Annotated in this window: 19 protein-coding genes; 10 read left to right on the plus strand and 9 right to left on the minus strand. The window is 73.3% G+C overall.

Annotation, left to right across the window (positions count from 1 at the left end):
- The first annotated feature begins 139 nt into the window (after positions 1-139).
- On the plus strand, positions 140-676 hold the full coding sequence (locus ACIQMJ_RS07135) for a CGNR zinc finger domain-containing protein (protein ID WP_387485768.1): 537 nt from the start codon (positions 140-142) through the stop codon (positions 674-676).
- A 121-nt stretch (positions 677-797) separates the two neighbouring features.
- On the opposite strand, the gene ACIQMJ_RS07140 is transcribed toward ACIQMJ_RS07135, so the two are convergent.
- Positions 798-2,054, minus strand: a complete 1,257-nt coding sequence (locus ACIQMJ_RS07140) for a DUF445 domain-containing protein (protein WP_499760035.1) — start codon at positions 2,052-2,054, stop codon at positions 798-800.
- A 29-nt stretch (positions 2,055-2,083) separates the two neighbouring features.
- Here ACIQMJ_RS07140 and ACIQMJ_RS07145 point away from each other — a divergent pair, with 29 nt between their 5' ends.
- Positions 2,084-3,256 carry a pyridoxal phosphate-dependent aminotransferase gene (locus ACIQMJ_RS07145; protein ID WP_499760036.1) on the plus strand — a complete coding sequence of 391 codons (1,173 nt, stop codon included), beginning with the start codon at positions 2,084-2,086 and terminating at the stop codon, positions 3,254-3,256.
- On the opposite strand, the gene ACIQMJ_RS07150 is transcribed toward ACIQMJ_RS07145, so the two are convergent.
- The gene (locus tag ACIQMJ_RS07150) at positions 3,236-5,173 is read right to left on the minus strand and encodes an NACHT domain-containing protein (protein WP_499760037.1); all 1,938 of its coding nucleotides are present in this window, start codon (positions 5,171-5,173) and stop codon (positions 3,236-3,238) included. The two genes, ACIQMJ_RS07145 and ACIQMJ_RS07150, sit on opposite strands and share 21 nt — an antisense overlap.
- A 73-nt stretch (positions 5,174-5,246) precedes the next feature.
- On the opposite strand from ACIQMJ_RS07150, the gene ACIQMJ_RS07155 reads away from it, so the two are divergent.
- Positions 5,247-5,789 (plus strand): TFIIB-type zinc ribbon-containing protein, encoded by a 543-nt coding sequence (locus ACIQMJ_RS07155; RefSeq protein WP_499760038.1) that lies wholly within the window; start codon positions 5,247-5,249, stop codon positions 5,787-5,789.
- Between the two features lie 75 nt (positions 5,790-5,864).
- On the opposite strand, the gene tgmC is transcribed toward ACIQMJ_RS07155, so the two are convergent.
- Positions 5,865-6,989 (minus strand): ATP-grasp peptide maturase system methyltransferase, encoded by a 1,125-nt coding sequence (gene tgmC, locus ACIQMJ_RS07160; RefSeq protein WP_499760039.1) that lies wholly within the window; start codon positions 6,987-6,989, stop codon positions 5,865-5,867.
- A 112-nt stretch (positions 6,990-7,101) separates the two neighbouring features.
- On the opposite strand from tgmC, the gene ACIQMJ_RS07165 reads away from it, so the two are divergent.
- The 5 genes from ACIQMJ_RS07165 (at position 7,102) to ACIQMJ_RS07185 (ending at position 9,856) form a co-directional block, all read left to right on the plus strand.
- A complete protein-coding gene (locus ACIQMJ_RS07165) occupies positions 7,102-7,530 on the plus strand; it encodes a helix-turn-helix domain-containing protein (RefSeq protein WP_499760040.1) in 429 nt (142 codons plus the stop codon).
- 5 nt (positions 7,531-7,535) lie between these two features.
- Positions 7,536-8,234 carry a hypothetical protein gene (locus ACIQMJ_RS07170; RefSeq protein WP_499760041.1) on the plus strand — a complete coding sequence of 233 codons (699 nt, stop codon included), beginning with the start codon at positions 7,536-7,538 and terminating at the stop codon, positions 8,232-8,234.
- A 117-nt stretch (positions 8,235-8,351) separates the two neighbouring features.
- Entirely contained in the window at positions 8,352-8,636 is a 285-nt protein-coding gene (locus tag ACIQMJ_RS07175; protein WP_281291785.1) for a DUF2516 family protein, read from the plus strand.
- Positions 8,630-9,292, plus strand: coding sequence for an alpha/beta fold hydrolase (locus ACIQMJ_RS07180; RefSeq protein ID WP_499760042.1), 663 nt, complete (start codon positions 8,630-8,632; stop codon positions 9,290-9,292). The genes ACIQMJ_RS07175 and ACIQMJ_RS07180 overlap by 7 nt, the downstream gene beginning before the upstream one ends.
- Positions 9,293-9,301: 9 nt before the next feature.
- Positions 9,302-9,856, plus strand: a complete 555-nt coding sequence (locus ACIQMJ_RS07185) for a type 1 glutamine amidotransferase domain-containing protein (RefSeq protein ID WP_499760043.1) — start codon at positions 9,302-9,304, stop codon at positions 9,854-9,856.
- A 57-nt stretch (positions 9,857-9,913) separates the two neighbouring features.
- On the opposite strand, the gene ACIQMJ_RS07190 is transcribed toward ACIQMJ_RS07185, so the two are convergent.
- Entirely contained in the window at positions 9,914-10,672 is a 759-nt protein-coding gene (locus tag ACIQMJ_RS07190; RefSeq protein ID WP_499760044.1) for a MerR family transcriptional regulator, read from the minus strand.
- A 71-nt stretch (positions 10,673-10,743) separates the two neighbouring features.
- On the opposite strand from ACIQMJ_RS07190, the gene ACIQMJ_RS07195 reads away from it, so the two are divergent.
- Positions 10,744-11,292: a YbaK/EbsC family protein gene (locus ACIQMJ_RS07195; protein WP_499760045.1), complete on the plus strand. Its 549-nt coding sequence runs from the start codon at positions 10,744-10,746 to the stop codon at positions 11,290-11,292.
- Here ACIQMJ_RS07195 and ACIQMJ_RS07200 read toward each other — a convergent pair.
- From ACIQMJ_RS07200 to ACIQMJ_RS07220, 5 genes are read right to left on the minus strand one after another with little or no spacing between them, the layout of a single operon-like run.
- The gene (locus ACIQMJ_RS07200; protein ID WP_499760046.1) at positions 11,289-12,356 is read right to left on the minus strand and encodes an LOG family protein; all 1,068 of its coding nucleotides are present in this window, start codon (positions 12,354-12,356) and stop codon (positions 11,289-11,291) included. The genes ACIQMJ_RS07195 and ACIQMJ_RS07200 overlap by 4 nt on opposite strands.
- A 44-nt stretch (positions 12,357-12,400) precedes the next feature.
- A complete protein-coding gene (gene purU / locus ACIQMJ_RS07205; RefSeq protein WP_499760047.1) occupies positions 12,401-13,279 on the minus strand; it encodes a formyltetrahydrofolate deformylase in 879 nt (292 codons plus the stop codon).
- Between the two features lie 12 nt (positions 13,280-13,291).
- Positions 13,292-14,026, minus strand: coding sequence for a maleylpyruvate isomerase N-terminal domain-containing protein (locus tag ACIQMJ_RS07210; RefSeq protein ID WP_499760048.1), 735 nt, complete (start codon positions 14,024-14,026; stop codon positions 13,292-13,294).
- A 10-nt stretch (positions 14,027-14,036) separates the two neighbouring features.
- Entirely contained in the window at positions 14,037-14,840 is an 804-nt protein-coding gene (locus ACIQMJ_RS07215; RefSeq protein ID WP_499760049.1) for a class I SAM-dependent methyltransferase, read from the minus strand.
- On the minus strand, positions 14,819-15,313 hold the full coding sequence (locus ACIQMJ_RS07220; RefSeq protein ID WP_499760050.1) for a DUF2505 domain-containing protein: 495 nt from the start codon (positions 15,311-15,313) through the stop codon (positions 14,819-14,821). Before ACIQMJ_RS07220 ends, ACIQMJ_RS07215 begins: the two co-directional genes overlap by 22 nt.
- On the opposite strand from ACIQMJ_RS07220, the gene ACIQMJ_RS07225 reads away from it, so the two are divergent.
- Positions 15,312-16,421, plus strand: coding sequence for a UDP-N-acetylmuramate dehydrogenase (locus ACIQMJ_RS07225; protein ID WP_499760051.1), 1,110 nt, complete (start codon positions 15,312-15,314; stop codon positions 16,419-16,421). The genes ACIQMJ_RS07220 and ACIQMJ_RS07225 overlap by 2 nt on opposite strands.
- Positions 16,422-16,449: the final 28 nt, after the last annotated feature.

Here is a 16,449-nt window from a genome sequence, read left to right on the forward strand (position 1 = left end):
CACACGGTGTATACACCCGGTTCATAGCCTGATCGGACCAGTGGGACCGGTGGTCCGAACGGGCAGTCGGAGTAACCGATCACGGTGGTTTGACGGTTACTTCGCCACATCGGCCCTCTCCGACGCCTACAGTGGAGGGGTGACTGGTCTGGCGGCCGGCTGGGACCACGCGGCTTTCACGCAGGGTCGAGCCGGCGATGCGGAACACGATGTGGAGCTGCTGCTCGCTTTCCTGAACACCCGGGACCTCGAACTCGGCACGGACGTCCTGGACAGCGCCGCCGCCTGGCGCGCGTGGGTCACCGAACGCGGCCTGGGCCGGGCTGGTGATCCCCACGAGGTCCGCGCCGTCCGCGCCTCGCTGCGGGCCTCGCTGGGTGAACGGCACGACGGACCCGATCCCACCCCCGTCGCGGGCCTGATCCGCGTCGACCTCAGCCACGGCGTGCCGACGATGTCCAGCACCGACGCGCTCGGCGCGGTGCTCGGCGCGGCGGCGCGGCTGGCCGTGCTCGGGACGTGGGAGCGGTTCAAGATCTGCCAGGCGGACGACTGCCGGTGGGCGTTCTTCGACCGCTCGCGCAACCGCTCGCGCACCTGGTGCTCGATGCAGACGTGCGGCAACCGGGAGAAGGCGCGGAACTGGCGGGAACGCCGCGCCCTGAGCGTCACCTGAGCGTGGAACTCGGGGTACCTGAGCGTTCGACACTCGGAGCCCGAACGTAGGACTCACGCGCGAGTCCTACGTTCGGAGCGCGTGTGTCCTACGTCCGGGCGCCCCGAGTCGAACGCTCAGGTCACGTCACGAGCTGACCGACGGTGTAGATCACCAGGCCGGCCAGGGCGCCCACGACCGTGCCGTTGATGCGGATGAACTGCAGGTCGCGCCCGACCTGGAGCTCGATCTTGCGCGAGGTCTCCTCGGCGTCCCAGCGCTCCACGGTGTCGGTGATCAGCGTGGTGATCTCGCCGCGGTAGTTGGTCACCACGTACCCCGCCGCGCCCTCGAGCCACCCGTCGACCTTCGCGCGCATCGACTCGTCCTCCACCAGTCGGCGGCCGAACGCGATGAGCCCCTCGCGCACCCGCTTGCGCAGCTCCGACGACGGGTCCTCGGCCGCGTCGAGCAGCATCTTCTTCGCCGTGCCCCACGCCGACCCGATCAGCCGCTGCACGTCCGGGTGCTCGATCACCTGCTGCTTGACCTGCTCGGCCCGCTGCATGGTCGCCGGGTCGGTGCGCAGGTCGGCCGCGAACTCGATCAGGAACTGGTCCACCGCCAGCCGCATCGGGTGGTTGACGTCGGTCTTCACCGCCCACGCGAAGTTCAGCAGCTCGGTGTAGACCTTGTCGCCCAGCAGCGAGTCGACGAACTTCGGCGACCACGACGGCGCCCGGTCCGACACCACGCCCATGACCTTCTCGTAGTTGTCCCGCACCCAGTCGTACGCCCGGTCGCACACCAGGTCCACGAGCTTGTGGTGCGCGCCGTCGGTGAGCACCTGGCCCAGCAGCTTGCCCAGCGGCGGACCCCACGGCTGGTCGACCAACCGGCGCACCACCGCCTGCTCCACCACGGCCTGCACGTCGTCGTCACGCAGCACGGTCACCGCGCCCTTCACGACGTTGGCCAGCTCCGACGTCACCCGTTCGGCGTGCTCCGGCCGGCTGACCCACTCGCCGATCCGCCGCCCGATGCCCGCCCGGCGCAGCTTGTCCCGCACCACCGCCTCGGACAGGAAGTTCGTCCCGACGAACGACCCCAGCGCGTCGCCGAAGCTGTCCTTGCGGGTCGGGATGATCGCCGTGTGCGGGATCGGCAGGCCCAGCGGCCGGCGGAACAGGGCGGTCACGGCGAACCAGTCGGCCAGCGCGCCGACCATGCCCGCCTCGGCCGCGGCCCGGACGTACCCGATCCACGCCGGGCCGCCGTCCTCGAACAGCAGGGCCACCAGGAAGATCACCGTCGCGGCCAGGAAGAAGCCGGTCGCCACGAGCTTCATCCGGCGCAGGCCCTGGCGCTTGAGCTGGTCAGCGGGGGTCAGTTGCTCCACCCCTGCATTGTCCGTGAAGATTCGGCCTTGTGCGGGCACCAGCGCTAGTCACCAGGATGAGGCCGTTCACCTCGACGATCTTCGCCGAGATGACGGCGTTGGCCACGCGCACCGGGGCGGTGAACCTCGGGCAGGGCTTCCCGGACACCGACGGCCCGGCCGGGATGCTCGACGTCGCCAAGGCGTCCATCGACGCCGGGCTCAACCAGTACCCGCCCGGCCCCGGCACGCCCGAGCTGCGCCAGGCCATCGCCGAGCACCGGTCGCGCTACGGCACCCACTACGACCCCGACACCGAGGTCCTGGTGACGGTGGGCGCCACGGAGGCCATCGCGTCGACGTTGCTGGGGCTGGTGGAACCCGGTGACGAGGTCGTGCTCATCGAGCCCTACTACGACTCCTACGCGGCGTCCGTGGCGCTGGCCGGGGCGACCCGCCGCACGGTGGGGCTGGTCGAGGAGCCGGGCACCGGCCGGCTCGGGCTGGACGTGGCCGCGCTGCGCGCCGCCATCGGGCCGCGCACCAGGGCGCTGCTGCTCAACTCGCCGCACAACCCGACCGGCACCGTGCTCAACCGCGACGAGCTGGCCGCCGTGGCCGCGCTGTGCGTCGAGCACGACATCGTGGCGATCACCGACGAGGTGTACGAGCACCTGGTCTTCGACGGGCTCGCGCACGTGCCGCTGGCCACGTTCCCCGGCATGGCCGAGCGGACCGTGACGATCTCCGGCGCGGGCAAGTCGTTCAACTGCACGGGCTGGAAGATCGGCTGGGCGTGCGGGCCGGCGGAGCTGGTCGGCGCGGCCCGCGCGGCCAAGCAGTTCCTGACCTTCGTGGGCGGCGCGCCGTTCCAGCCGGCCGTGGCGCACGCGCTGCGGCACGAACTGGAGTGGGTCGAGGGCCTGCGCGCGTCGTTGCAGGACAAGCGCTCGCGGCTGTCCGACGGCCTGGCCGACGCCGGGTTCGCGGTGCGGCCCAGCGAGGGCACCTACTTCATCACCGCGGACGTGCGACCGCTCGGCTTCACCGACGGCGCGCAGCTGTGCCGCGAGCTGCCGGAGCGGATCGGCGTGGCGGCCGTGCCGGTGCAGGTGTTCACCGACCACCCCGACCAGTGGCGGCACCTGGTGCGGTTCGCGTTCTGCAAGCGCGACGAGGTGCTGGACGAGGCGATCTCGCGGCTACGCAAGCTCAGCGTCTGACCTGACCTGCGCCGGGCGGTCGCCCGCCAGCCGGTCCTGCACCAGGGCGTGGCGGAACTGGTAGGCGGCCCCGGCCTGCCGCAGCACGCCGAGCTTGCGCGCGTCCTCCAGGAACACCATCAGCTCCCACGGCAGCTTGCCGCGCAGCGCCAGCCAGACCCGCGCCACGGTGAACCACCACCAGCGCAGGTGCAGCACGGACAGCGTGAAGCCGAGCATCAGCCCGCAGGCCAGGCCGAGCCCGACCATGCCGGACTGCTTGGGCCCGAACACCAGCCCGGCCGCCGCGCCGAACACCACCGCCAGCACCAGCGAGCCCGTCCACACCGCGATCCGGTCCCGCGCCATCGTCCACTTCGGACTGGACGGGTGGCTCAGCTCGGCCGTGCTGCCCAACCCGAACCGCAGCGCCACCGCCACGCCGATGCCCAGGCCGACCACCAGGCCCGCGGACAACCCGTACAGCGCGCCGAACACCAGGCCGGCGGCCGTGCCGAGCACCCCGCTGACCACGACCAGGCTGCGCCACACGCCCAGCCGGGGCTTCGGCACGCGGTGCCCGGACGCGTACAGCGCCGCCACCGCCACCGCCACCCCGGCGGCCAGGCCGGTGATCGGGGCCAGCTTCGGCGTGCTCGCGTACGCCATCAGCCAGGCCACGCCGAACCCGCCGATCAGGCCGAGCGCGACCGCGCCGAGCAGTGCGAGCCACGTGCCGGCGACCGAGCGGCGCAGCTCCCACCAGCCCAGCTCGCGCACGCCCCGCCGGCGCATCTCGCCCGCCAGGAACGCGAGCCAGCGGGCCGCCTTCTCCCGGGGCCACACCTGGCTGGCACGCGCCTGGTGCGCCACCCCGCGATCACCGAACGCGCCGCTGACCAGCAAGTCCGCCAGGTGGTTCTCGATGGCGAAGCGGTCGGGGAACCGGTTGCGGTCCAGCAGCTCGCTCGGCTCGCCGTACCCGTAGACGACGCCCGCCAGCCACACCGCCAGCGGCGTGGACAGCGCCTCGGCCAGCCGGCCGTCCGGCTCGTCGCGCAGGTGCAGGAACACCGGCTCCCAGCGGGCCGCGGTGACCGGGTCCGAGACCGACCGCAGGTAGCCCGCCACCTCCTCCAAGTCCAACGGCTGCAACTCCACCACCTGCGCGTTCGGCACGGTGGCGGTCAGCTCGGCGAACTCCTCGGTGCGGCACGTCAGCACCAGCGGGTGCGAGCCGGGGAACGCGCGGTTGATGCGGTCGAGCGCGTCGGCGCGCCGTTCGGGCGGGAGCTGGTCCAGGCCGTCGAGCACCGGGAAGATCCGCCGCTGCTCGACCAGCAGGTCGCCCGCGTAGCTGCCGTACAGCTCGGTGTTGCGCAGCGCCGGGTGGTCCTCGTAGAGCCGCCGGGTCATCCAGGTGCGGACGTCCTCCGCCTCCGGGTTCCACGTGGACAGCGGCAGCAGGAACGGCACCGGGCCGTCCACGAGCCGGTCGAGCAGGCCGATCGTGAGCAGCATCGCGGTCGTGCTCTTGCCCGCGCCGGGCTCGCCCAGGAACACCATGCGCGGGGTGCGCTGGAACGCGCGGACGACCGCGTCGCTGTGCCCGGGTTCGCCCCGCGTGGCGCTCCAGTGCAGGTCGAGGAGGTGTTCCCCCAGGCCGCGGGCGCGGCACTCCTCGTTCCACTGCGCGTGCAGGGCGCGGGCCAGGGCGCTCGCGGCGGCGTCGAGGTTGTCGTCGGTGGCCAGGCCCGCGGCGCGCTTGCGGTGCAGCCACGGGTCCAGCGCGGCGAGCAGCGCCAGGAAGCCGAGGGCGAGGCCGGTCAACCACAGGTCGGGGTCGATGCCGTAGTCGGTGACGAACAGGCCGGCCGCGGCGAGCACGGCGGCCAGCACGCACCCGGTGAGCACGGCCCGCTGGCGGAATCTGGACACCACCGCATCATGACTGACCGATCACTATTGGTGGTGACACGGTCACCCCTGTGTCGTGCGTACCCTCGAATACGTGATCTGTCCGAAGTGCCAGGACCTGATGCGGACCATCAGCCGTGGTTCCGTTCACATCGAGCAGTGCGAGAACTGCAAGGGCGTGTTCCTGGACGGCGGCGAGTTGGAGCAGATCATCGCCGCCGAGCGGGCGCACTACGCGCAGCCGTACCGGCCGGAGGGCGTGCCCGTGCACGTTCCCGCAGCTCCGGTGCCGGTCGCGCCGGTGCCCGTGACGCCGGTGCCCGTCGCTCCGGTGCCGGTGGCCGCCGCCGATCCGACGGTGGCCGTGCCGGTCGACGGCACGCCGCCCGCCGAGGGCGCCGCGCCGGTCGAGCCCGCGCCGCCCGTGGACGGCGAGGTCGCCGTCGCGCCCGCCGGTCCCCCTCCGCCCTACCAGCCGCCGCCGGGCACGCACACCGGTCCGCCGCCCCCGTACCAGCCGCCGCCCGGCACCGCGCCCGCCGTGCCGCCGCCTCCGCAGGTGTACCCGGTCGGGTACTACGACCCGCACTACCCGCCGCGTCGCCGGCGCAGCTTCCTGGAAGAGCTGCTCGACTGAACGGCCCGCCCGCGCGTTCCCAGCGTTCAACTCGGGTGTCCTGAACGTAGGACTCGCGCGTTCCGAACGCAGGACTCACGGGAGGGGCCAGGTCAGGGAGGTGCCGTCCAGGGCGAAGTGCTGCGACGTCGGCGTCACGGTGAAGGTGAACCGGTGGCGCCGGGGTTCGCCCAGCGCGCGCCACTGGCGGTAGGCGGCCTCGGCGACGTCCCACAGCGCGCGCGGCCCGCCCTGGTCGACGACCGCGCCGCGGTGCCGGACCCACGAGCCGTCGGGGTGGACCAGGCGGATCGGGTCGCCCGCCACCGCCACCTCGGCCAGCGCCAGACCGGCGAAGAACTCGAACCCGCCCGCCGGGTCGAGCACCGCGCGCGAGGACAACAGGGTCGTGCGCGACGTCGTCGGCTCCGCGGTCAGGGCCGCGACCAGCGCTTCGTCCGCCCACGCCTGCCGGTGCGCGCGCAACGGCATGAACCGGCCGTCCTCGGGCAGCACCCGACCGGTGGCCAGCCCGTCCCGCACGGTCAGCCGCACGAGGCCCGCGCCGATGGCCCGGTTCAACGTGGTCACGATCACCCCGCCGGGCGCGGTCTGCGCCGGCCACGCCGTCGGGACGCGGGACACCGCGCACGTGCCGAGGACGCGGTCGTAAGGGGCGCGCGGCGCGTACCCCTGCTCGCCGTCGCCCGCGACGCACGTCGGCTGGTGGCCGGCCGCGGCCAGCCGCGCCTCGGCCCGCGCCAGCACGCCGGGGTCGACGTCGATCGTGGTGACCCGGGCGTCGCCGAGCGCGTGGCAGAGCAGGGCGGCGTTGTAGCCGGTGCCGGTGCCGACCTCGAGCACCCGGTCGCCCGGCGCGACGGCCAGCGCCTCCAGCATGATCGCCATGATCGTCGGCATGCTCGACGAACTGGTGGGTACCCCCGGCACGGCGCCGGTGGCGAGTGCTTGCTGCCACGCCCGGTCGTCGTTGTCGAGCTGGGTCACGCAGACCTCGTCGCGGTAGACCAGCGCGAGGTGGTCCGGGTGCCGGTCGGTCACCGGCTCCCAGGCGCCGTCGGGGCGCGGCGCGAAGAACCCCGGCAGGAACACGTGCCTCGGCACCTGCCGAAACGCGTCGACCCACTGCGGGTCGCGCAGCACGCCGGCGGCCACGAGCGACTCGGCCAGCCGGGCGCGCAGGTCCGCCGCGACGTCCACGCGGTCCACGGTAGCCCTGTGGGCGAGCACACGTCCGGATCGCTAGCAGAGCGCTTGCAAGAGCTAGCACCTCCGCGTACGGTCGTCAGTGGATCGAGGAGGTGCCGCGAAGTTGGACAAGTCCATCGACGAGGCGGTGGCCGATCTCGGCCGCGACATCGGCGAGTACATCCGCCAGCAGCGCAACACGGCCAAGATCTCGTTGCGGCAGCTGGCCAAGCTCGCCGGGGTCTCCAACCCGTACCTGAGCCAGATCGAACGCGGTCTGCGCAAGCCGAGCGCGGAGATCCTGCAGCAGATCGCCAAGGGGCTGAGGATCTCCGCCGAGGCGCTGTACGTCGAGGCCGGGATCCTGGAGCAGCGCGAGGGCGGCGCCCTCGCGGACGCCATCGTCACCGCCCCCGACCTGACCGAGCGGCAGAAACAGGTGTTGCTCGACGTCTACGAGTCGTTCCGGCGGGAGAACACCGCCGGCGCGGCGGGCACGCACAACACCGCCAAGGCGGAGAACACCGCCACCCAGACCGAGCCGGAGGAGTGATCTCCATGCCGAACCTGCCCACCACCGAGGAACTGCGCAAGGCGGGCGAGCAGGCCGTCGCCGCCGCCCGCACCCCGCTGCTCGCCGCCCTGGGCGCCGGTGACCTGGCCGCCAAGGCCGTCATCGAGGCGCTGAACAAGGCCCGCGAGCGCGCCGAGTCGGCGAAGAGCGCCGCCGAGGCCGCCGACCTGAAGAAGGACCTGCGCGACCGGCTCGACCCGGCCGAGCTGCGCAAGGTCGTGGACGCCTACACGCAGTCCGCGCTGAACCTCTACCAGTTCCTCGCCCAGCACGGCGAGGAGGCGCTGGAGAAGCTGAAGACCCAGCCGGGCCTGCAGAAGGCGCTGCACCAGGTCGAGGAGGCCGTGGAGACCGCGCAGAAGCGCACCGGGGCCGCCGCCGCGGACGCCCGCGTGCTGGCCGACGACGTGCTCGGCAAGGTGTCCCGCCGCACCCGCGCGGTCGGTGAGAAGGTCGCCGACGACCTGGACGACGCGACCGAGAAGCTCGCCGAGACCGTGGTCGAGGTCGGCGGCGACGTCGCCGCCGAGGTCCGCGAGACCACCCGCAAGGCCGCGCCGCGCAAGCCCGCCGCGACCAAGCCGGTCACCGCGACCAAGCCGGTCGCCAAGCCCGCGAGCCCGACCAAGACCGCGGCCACCCGTTCCACCACGGCGAAGAAGCCGACCGACAGCGGCCAGTGATCCGACCGTGACGGGGCGTCCTGACCGAGGGCGCCCCGTTTCGGCTGTACCGCGACGGCGCCGCGCACGTACGCTGGAGGCGTGTTGCCACCATTCCCCCCGTTCAGTCCGCTCTACCTGGACATCTGGGTCATGTTCGCGGCCTACTACGCCGCGCTGGTCATGGGGGTGTTCGCGTTCGCGCACGCGCTCTCGCAGCGCGCGGACGCCTACACGGCGGCCGAGCGCATGACCAAGCCCGCGTGGCTCGGCATCACCGGCGGCGGCGCGTTCGCGCTGCTGCTGTTCCACCCGTTCTCCGCCGGCGGCATGTTCTGGCTCGCCGGGCTGGTCGCGGTCACGGTGTACGTGGTCGACGTCCGGCCCCGGCTGATCGAGGTCCAGCGCGGCCCGCGGTGGTGACGCACCGGAGCTTCGGCTCCGGCGCGCCCGTCACGCTCGTCGGCCACGGCCTGGGCGCGACACCCGGTGAAGCACGGCTGCCCACGTCCGGCCTGCCGGGCACGAAAGTCGTGGTCACCCTCCCCTCGTACGGCGACGCACCGGACGCGCCCGAGGGCTACTGGACCTACCCGCGCATCGCCGCCGACCTGCGTGCCGTCGCACGGGAGACCGGCGCGACCCGGGCGCTCGGCGTGTCGCTGACCGCGGGCGCGCTGCTGACCCTGCTGGCCGGGGAACCCGACGCGTTCGAGCGGGTCGCGCTGCTGCTGCCCGCCGTGCTGGACGAGCCCCGGCGGCTGCTCGGCCGCGAGGAGGCGATCACCGCCGTCGGCGGGCCGCCCGACTACCAGGCGCAACGGCGGCGGGCGTTCGCCCGACTCGACGACGCGCTGGCCGCGCTGCCCGGCCAGGTCGCGGTGCCCGACCGCGCGGTGCTGGCCCGGGTCACGGCCCCGGTGCTGGTGATCGGCGCGACTCGGGACCCGCTGCACCCCGAGGACGTGGCCAAGCAGGTCGCGGCCTCGTTCCCGAACGGCCGGCTGGAGCTCGTGCCGTCGTGGCTGACCCACCGCGGCGACGTCCGCGGGTGGTTGTCCGACTTCCTGCGCGGGTAGCCGAAGGGCATGGCCGAACAGAAGAGGATCGCATTCCTGGTCGACACGGAGGGCATCGAGCAGGTCGAGCTGACCGAGCCCTGGCAGCACGTGGAGAAGGCCGGTGCCGTGCCGAGGCTGCTCGCGCCCAAGCTGGGGCAGGTGCGGGCGTTCGACCACCTGACGCCGGCCGACACGTTCGACGTGGACGTGCCGTTCGCGCACGCCGACCCCATGGACTACGACGGCGTGGTGATCCCGGGCGGGGTGGCCAACTCGGACAACCTGCGCCTCGACCGCGACGCGGTGAAGTTCGTCAAGCAGCACGTGGCCGCGGGCAAGCCCGTCGCGGCGATCTGCCACGGGCCGTGGCTGCTGGTGGAGGCCGACGTGGTGCGGGGCAAGATGCTGACCTCGTTCCCGAGCCTGGCCACCGACATCCGCAACGCGGGCGGCGACTGGTCCGACGAGGAGGTGCGGGTCTGCGACATGGCCGGGTGGACCCTGGTCACCAGCCGCAAGCCCGACGACCTGCCCGCGTTCAACCGCGAGGCGCTCAAGGCTTTCGGGCTCCAGGACATCTGACGACGCCGGACGGCTCCGGCCCGGGTCCACGGGGATGTGCACCTCCCCGTGGACTCGCTAGAGCCTGGTCGCCGCGTACGCCGCGATCGCGTCGCGGACGTACTCGGCCAGGCCCTCGGCGTGCTCGTCGAGCTGCGCCTTGAACTCCGGCGCGTCGACGTACAGCCGACCCAAGCCGGTGTAGGACTCCCGGTTCGGCGTCCAGCTGCGGCAGATCCACCGGTAGTGCCGGTCGGTCACGTCCAGCGCCCGCGGCGAGTCGACCGCCGCACCGGCCTCGAACAGCTCGGCGTAGGCCGCGCCGACGGCGGCCCACTCGGCCATGAACCCGTCCCGGTCGGCCCGGTCCCAGCCGCGCATCCGACCCCTGCTCTCGTCGATGTGCTGCTGGACGCCCTCGCCGTACCGCTCCACCAGCTCCGCCTCGTAGCGGGCCTGGCGGTCGGCGTCGAACCCCTCGAACAGCTCGTCCATCTTCACCTCGTCACCCCCTTCCAGTTCCTCGATCGTGCGGGAGACGGTCTTGGCCAGCTTCGCCAGCCGGTCCTGCTCGGCGGCCAGCCACCGCGCGTGGTTGCGCAGCACGTCGACCGCCCGGTGCCGCCCGTCCAGGACCTCGGCCACGGTGTCGAGGCCCAGGCCCAGCTCGCGCAGCAGCAGGATCCGCTGGAGCCGGAGCAGCTGCTCCCGCTCGTAGTAGCGGTAGCCGTTGTCACCGACCCACGCCGGTTCGAGCAGGCCGATCGCGTCGTAGTGCCGCAACGTCCGCGAAGTCACCTTCGACATCCGCGCGACCTGCGCGATCGACCAGGCCATGTCCGTGCTCCCTCCCTGTGCCGACAACGGTAGAGGTTGACGTAACGTCAAGGTCAAGCGCGGCCGGCAGGATGGTCGGCGTGTGGACCATCGCAGGAACCCTGACCCCGCTGCCCGTCCTCGACCGGCTCGACCTGGTGGCCGACCCGGTCGCCGCCGCGCTGAGGTCGATGGCGGACGGCGCCCGGCTCGCGGTCGCGGAGATCGACCCGACGCTGGCGGACACGGCCGAGTTCTGCGCGCACTACGGCTCGCCGCTGGAGGCGTCGGCGAACTGCGTGGTCGTCGCGGGCAAGCGCGGCGACACCGTCCGGTACGCGGCGTGCGTCGTGCTGGCGACCACGCGCGCGGACGTGAACGGCGTGGTGCGGCGGAGGCTGGACGCGCGCAAGGCGTCGTTCGCGCCGATGGACGACGCGGTGTCGCTCAGCGGCATGGAGTACGGCGGCATCACGCCCGTCGGCCTGCCCGGGGACTGGCCCGTGCTGGTGTCGCCCGAGGTCGCCGCCGCGCCGGAACTGGTGATCGGCAGCGGCGTGCGGGGCAGCAAGCTGCTCGTGCCCGGTGACGTGCTGGCGAAGCTGCCGGGCGCGGAGGTCGTCGAGGGCCTGGCCCGCTAGCCGGCGTAGCCGCGCAGGAAGTCGACGGCCTCGTCGGCGTCGTCGGTGACCAGGATCCAGCGCTCCGCCTCACGGCCCCGGGCGAGGGTCCGCACCAGCGGCGCGGCCGGCACCTCGTCCACCCAGAACGCCTCGCCCAGGAACACCATCGGCGCGGCCGGGCCGACCGAGCCGTAGTGGTTCTGGCAGTAGTCCTGGAACACCTCCTGCACGGTGCCCGCGCTGCCCGGCGTGTAGATGATCCCGCCGGTGGCGACGGTGAGCAGGCCCTCCTCGCGCACCGAGTTGGCGAAGTACTTGGCGTGCAGCTCGCACGCCGGGTTCGGCGGCTCGTGGCCGTAGAACCAGGTCGGGATGCCGATCGTGCGCGGCCGGTCCGAGGTGGGCAGGTCGGTCGGGCACGCGGCGATCCAGCGGCCGATCGACTCGGCGTCGCCGCCGAACCTCGGCGCCTCGGCCAGGTCCTTCAACGTCGGCTCGTCCACGCCGACGCGCACGCCCAGCGGCACGGCCTCCATCACGCCCGGACCGCCGCCGGTCAGCACGGTGAACCCGGCCGCGCCGAGCGCCGCGCCCAGCTCCACGGCCCGCCGGTAGCCGTCGGTGTCGCGGCCCAGCGCGTGCCCGCCCATCACGGCGACCGGCCGTTCGGGCAGGGCGGCGGTCAGCGCCTCGGTGATCGCGTGGTCGTGCAGGCGTTCGGCGAGCGCGTGCAGCGGGTCCGGGTTGTGGCCCTGCGACCGGCTGTGCCGGTAGATCCGGGCGTCCGGGGTCTCGGCGTAGGAGACCGGGTCGTCCGGGTCGAACCCGGCGAACAGCTCGGCCGGCGTGTAGAGCCGCGACCGGTACACGTCGTAGGGCAGGTCGGGGATGGCCGGGAACACCAGCGCCCCGGCCGCCGCCGCCCGCCGCTGGGCGAGCGGCGAGAGCGTGCAGCCGAGGAACAGCGCGCCGTCCATCGGCACGCGCAGCTCCTCCTCGCCCAGGTCGAGGCCGACGAGCACGGCGTGCCTCAGCTCGGTCGCCGCGCGGACCTGCTCCAGGTCGGTGTACTCGGTGCGCACCGGCGCAGCCTACGTGCGGCGACCCCGCCCGGACCGGGGTTCCGTCAGAAGATGACGGTCTGGTTGCCGTGCACCAGGACACGGTCCTCCAGGTGCCACCGCAAGCCCCGGGCCAGCACGACCTTCTCGATGTCACGGCCCTTGCGCACCATGTCGGTGATCGAGTCGGTGTGGTCGACCCGGATCACGTCCTGCTCCACGATCGGGCCCTGGTCGAGGTCCGCGGTCACGTAGTGGCACGTCGCGCCGACCAGCTTCACGCCCCGGCTGCGCGCCTGGTGGTACGGCCGCGCGCCCACGAACGACGGCAGGAAGCTGTGGTGGATGTTCAACGCCCGCCCGGCCCAGTCCGCGCACAGCTCCGGGGGCAGGATCTGCATGAACCGCGCCAGCACCACCGCGTGCGGCCGGTGCCCGTCGACCAGCTGCCGCAGCTGCGCGAACGCCGCCTCCTTGCCCTCCGGGTCGTTCGCCGGGAAGGGCACGTGGTGGAACGGGATGCCGTGCGCCCGGGTGATCCCGGCCAGGTCGGCGTGGTTGCCGATGACCGCGGCCACGTCCACGTCCAGCTCGTGCGAGGCCACCCGGCCCAGCAGGTCGTACAGGCAGTGCCCCTCCTTGGACACCAGGATCACCACGCGCCTGCGCTCGCCGGAGTCCGACACCCGCCACGACCCGGGGTGCGCGCCCAGGTCCCGGGCCACCTCCGCGAACCGGGCGCGCAGCTCCTCCAGGTCGAACGGCAGCGAGTCCGCCCGCACCTCCTGGCGGGTGAAGAACCAGTTGGTGGTCGGGTCGGTGTGGTAGGCCGCCTCGACGATCCAGCCGCCGTGCTCGGCCAGGAACGAGGAGATCCGCGCCACGATGCCGGTGCGGTCGGGGCAGCCGAAGGTGATCACGTAGCGTCGTTCAGGCAGGGGCACGACCGGAAGTATCTACGGTCGCGGCAGCGCGTCCAGCAGAGACCTGTCACCCGATGTGATGGCGCCGCTCGGCCTGCCCCACGCGGCCCGGTACAGCGCGTCCGCGGTGCCCGCCACGGTGGCGTCCTCGTCGGTGGCCGACCCGGTGATCGGGCCGACCTCGGGCACCTCGCCGGGCGTGAGCCGCACCTCCCACGCGCGGCCCGCGTCGGCGGCGTGGAACAGCACCCGGCCCGACCGCCGGACGGGCTTGCGCCGCGCGCCGATCGGCATGATCCAGTTCAGGCACTCGTCCACGCCGTCGGCCGCGAACTGCACGTCGAACAGCAGCGACGGCACGTCCGCGCCGTGCCGCGCGTGCTCGGCGTCCAGCCGGTGGATCGCCATCTCGTGCGCCTGCCGGCGGGACCAGAACGCGTACGTCTTGGGCCCGGTGAACGACCACGCGGGCGTGTTCGACGTGGTGCCCACCAGCTCGTCGGCCAGCTCCACGACCCGCTTGTCGGCCAGGTCGAGCAGCTCGTCCCACCCGGACGGAAGCTCGCCGTGCCCGGGCCACTCGCCGTCCACCGGCGTGTGCAGGGCGCGCAACGCCCAGGTGTGCGTGCGGGCGACGTGGTGCACCAGGTCCAGCACCGTCCACTCCGGACAGGTGGGCACCGGCGCCTGCGGTCCGGCGGCGACCGCGGCGTCGCGGAACGCGGTGTACTGGGTCCTCAGGTGCTGCACGAAGTCGGCGTGGTCCACTCCGCACAGCCTAGGGACTCACGATCTCCCAGGGCAGGGTGACCTCGCCGAGCCGCCACCGCTTCCGGTCGTCCAGCACGGGCCAGCCGCGTTCGGCCAGCAGCCGCACCGACTCCACCCACCGCGCCCGCGGCCCGTAGGGCGCGAACGGCGCGCACGTCGCCCAGCACGCGTCCAGCTCGCCGAGCAGGGCGTGCACCCTCTCGCCCGGCACGTTGTGGTGGATGAGCGCCTTGGGCAGCCGTTCGGCCAGGTCACCCGGTGTCTCCAGGTCGGCGGGCAGGCACGACAGCGTGAACGTCCGCGGCCCGTCCGCGGTCAACGCGACCCAGCAGCAGCGGCGGCCGATCTCGTCGCACGTGCCCTCGACCAGCACGCCGCCGGGCGCGAGCCGGCCGACCATGGTGTCCCACGCTTCGGCGGCCTGCTCCTCGGTGTACTGGCGCAGCACGTTGAACGCGCGCAGCAGCAGCGGACGCGCGCCGGCCAGCTCGAACCCGCCGCGCCGGAAGTCCAGCAGCGGCGGGTCGGCGACCTCCTTGCCCGCGGCGACGCGGTCGGCGTCCAGCTCCAGGCCCAGGACGCGGACGTCCGGGTTGACCGCGCGCAGCCGTGCCGCCATCTCGACGGTGGTGATCGGGGACGAGCCGTAGCCGAGGTCGACCACCAGCGGCTGCGGTGCGGCCAGCAGGTCGCGGTAGGTGTGCGCGACCCACCGGTCGACCCGGCGCAGGCGGTTCGGGTTGGTGGTGCCCCTGGTCGGCAGGCCGAGCGCGCGGGCCCGGCCCGCGGCTAGGCGCGGCGTGCGAGCCATTCGGCGGTGAACTCGGATTCCTTGTCGAGCAGCAGCGCGACCTGTTCGGCGATCATCGCCTCCAGCTTGCCGCCCATGATCGGGATGCTCACCTTGACCTGACCCGTGAGGGTGAGTTCGCTCCCACTCGCGGTGTCGGCGAGCGTGATCGTGCCGTCCAGCCGACCCGGGACGCCGTTCAGCGTCACCTCGACCGTGCCCGCGTACCCGGCCTCGGTCCACGACTCGGCGCGGTCGATCACGAGGTCCCCGCCGAGCAGGCCGCGCGCCACCGACGGCAGCTTGTCCGCGGGCACACCCTGCTTGAGCTGGTAGGACGTGGTCTGGTCGGTGGTGGTGAAGGCGACCAGCTCGGGGTTCGTGCCGCCCAGCTCGGCGAGCCGGTCGCGCAGGTACGTCTGGTCCACCAGCGCTGCGTACACGTCCCGCGCGGGCCAGCGGGACGTGGTTCGGTGCTCGATGCGGCGTGCCATGTCGCGGAGGCTACCGTTCTCGGTCGTGACCACCCCGCCCTCCAGTGCCCGTGTGCCGCTGGCCGAGTGCACCACGCTGCGGCTCGGTGGCCCTGCGACGAGGTTCACGCGCGCCACCACAGCCGCCGAACTGGTCGAGACCGTGCGTTCCCTGGACGCCGACGGCGAACCGCTGCTGCTGCTCGGCGGCGGGTCGAACCTGGTCGTGTCCGACGCCGGGTTCCCCGGCACCGTGGTGGCGGTCGGCACCGTCGGCCGCCGGCTCGACCCGCTGGGCGACGGCCTCGTGCAGCTCACCGTGGAAGCGGGCGAGGACTGGGACTCGGTCGTCGCGGAGGCCGTGGCGCAGGGGCTGGGCGGGCTGGAGTGCCTGTCCGGCATCCCCGGCCTGGTCGGGGCGACGCCGGTGCAGAACGTCGGCGCGTACGGCGTCGAGGTCGCGCAGGTGCTGACCTCGGTCGACCTGCTGGACCGGCGCACCGGCCGGGTGCACCAGGTGCCCGCGGACGGGCTGGGGTTGGCGTACCGCACGAGCGTGCTGAAGGGCACCGACCACGCGGTGGTGCTGCGGGCCCGGTTCGCGCTGACCGCGGGCGGGCAGTCCGCGCCCATCCGGTACGCCGAGCTGGCCCGGGTGCTGGGCGTCGCGCCCGGCGACCGGGTGCCCGCCGACGCGGCCCGCAAGGCGGTGCTGGAGCTGCGGCGCGGCAAGGGCATGGTGCTCGACGCGACCGACCACGACACGTGGAGCGCGGGCTCGTTCTTCACCAACCCGCTGCTGGACGACTCGACGCTGGCCGGGGTGCTGATCCGGATCGCGGAGCGGCTGGGGCCGCACGTGGACGTGCCGACGTACCCGGCGGGCGCCGGCTCCTCGAAGCTGTCGGCGGCGTGGCTGATCGAGCGGGCCGGGTTCGGGCGCGGGTACCGGGGGCCCGGCGGGCGGGTCGCGCTGTCGAGCAAGCACACGCTGGCGCTGACCAACCGGGGCGGGGCGTCCACGGAGGACCTGCTCGACCTGGCGCGCGAGGTGCGCGACGGGGTGCGTTCGGCGTTCGGCGTGGAGCTGCACCCGGAGCCCGTGCTGGTGGGCTGCGACCTGGGCTGACGGCCGAACGGGTGACTCGGTGTGACGA

The organism is Actinosynnema sp. NPDC091369 (assembly GCF_044757065.1).
Taxonomy (GTDB): Bacteria; Actinomycetota; Actinomycetes; order Mycobacteriales; family Pseudonocardiaceae; genus Actinosynnema.

Excerpts from the sequence above, each read along its gene's own strand:
- ACIQMJ_RS07170 (WP_499760041.1), top strand. The coding sequence starts at position 7,536 with ATGCCGAACCTGCCCACCACCGAGGAACTGCGCAAGGCGGGCGAGCAG.
- ACIQMJ_RS07185 (WP_499760043.1), top strand. The coding sequence starts at position 9,302 with ATGGCCGAACAGAAGAGGATCGCATTCCTGGTCGACACGGAGGGCATC.
- ACIQMJ_RS07190 (WP_499760044.1), bottom strand. The coding sequence starts at position 10,672 with ATGGCCTGGTCGATCGCGCAGGTCGCGCGGATGTCGAAGGTGACTTCG.
- ACIQMJ_RS07195 (WP_499760045.1), top strand. The coding sequence starts at position 10,744 with ATGGTCGGCGTGTGGACCATCGCAGGAACCCTGACCCCGCTGCCCGTC.
- ACIQMJ_RS07215 (WP_499760049.1), bottom strand. The coding sequence starts at position 14,840 with ATGGCTCGCACGCCGCGCCTAGCCGCGGGCCGGGCCCGCGCGCTCGGC.
- ACIQMJ_RS07225 (WP_499760051.1), top strand. The coding sequence starts at position 15,312 with ATGTCGCGGAGGCTACCGTTCTCGGTCGTGACCACCCCGCCCTCCAGT.
- ACIQMJ_RS07220 (WP_499760050.1), bottom strand. The coding sequence starts at position 15,313 with ATGGCACGCCGCATCGAGCACCGAACCACGTCCCGCTGGCCCGCGCGG.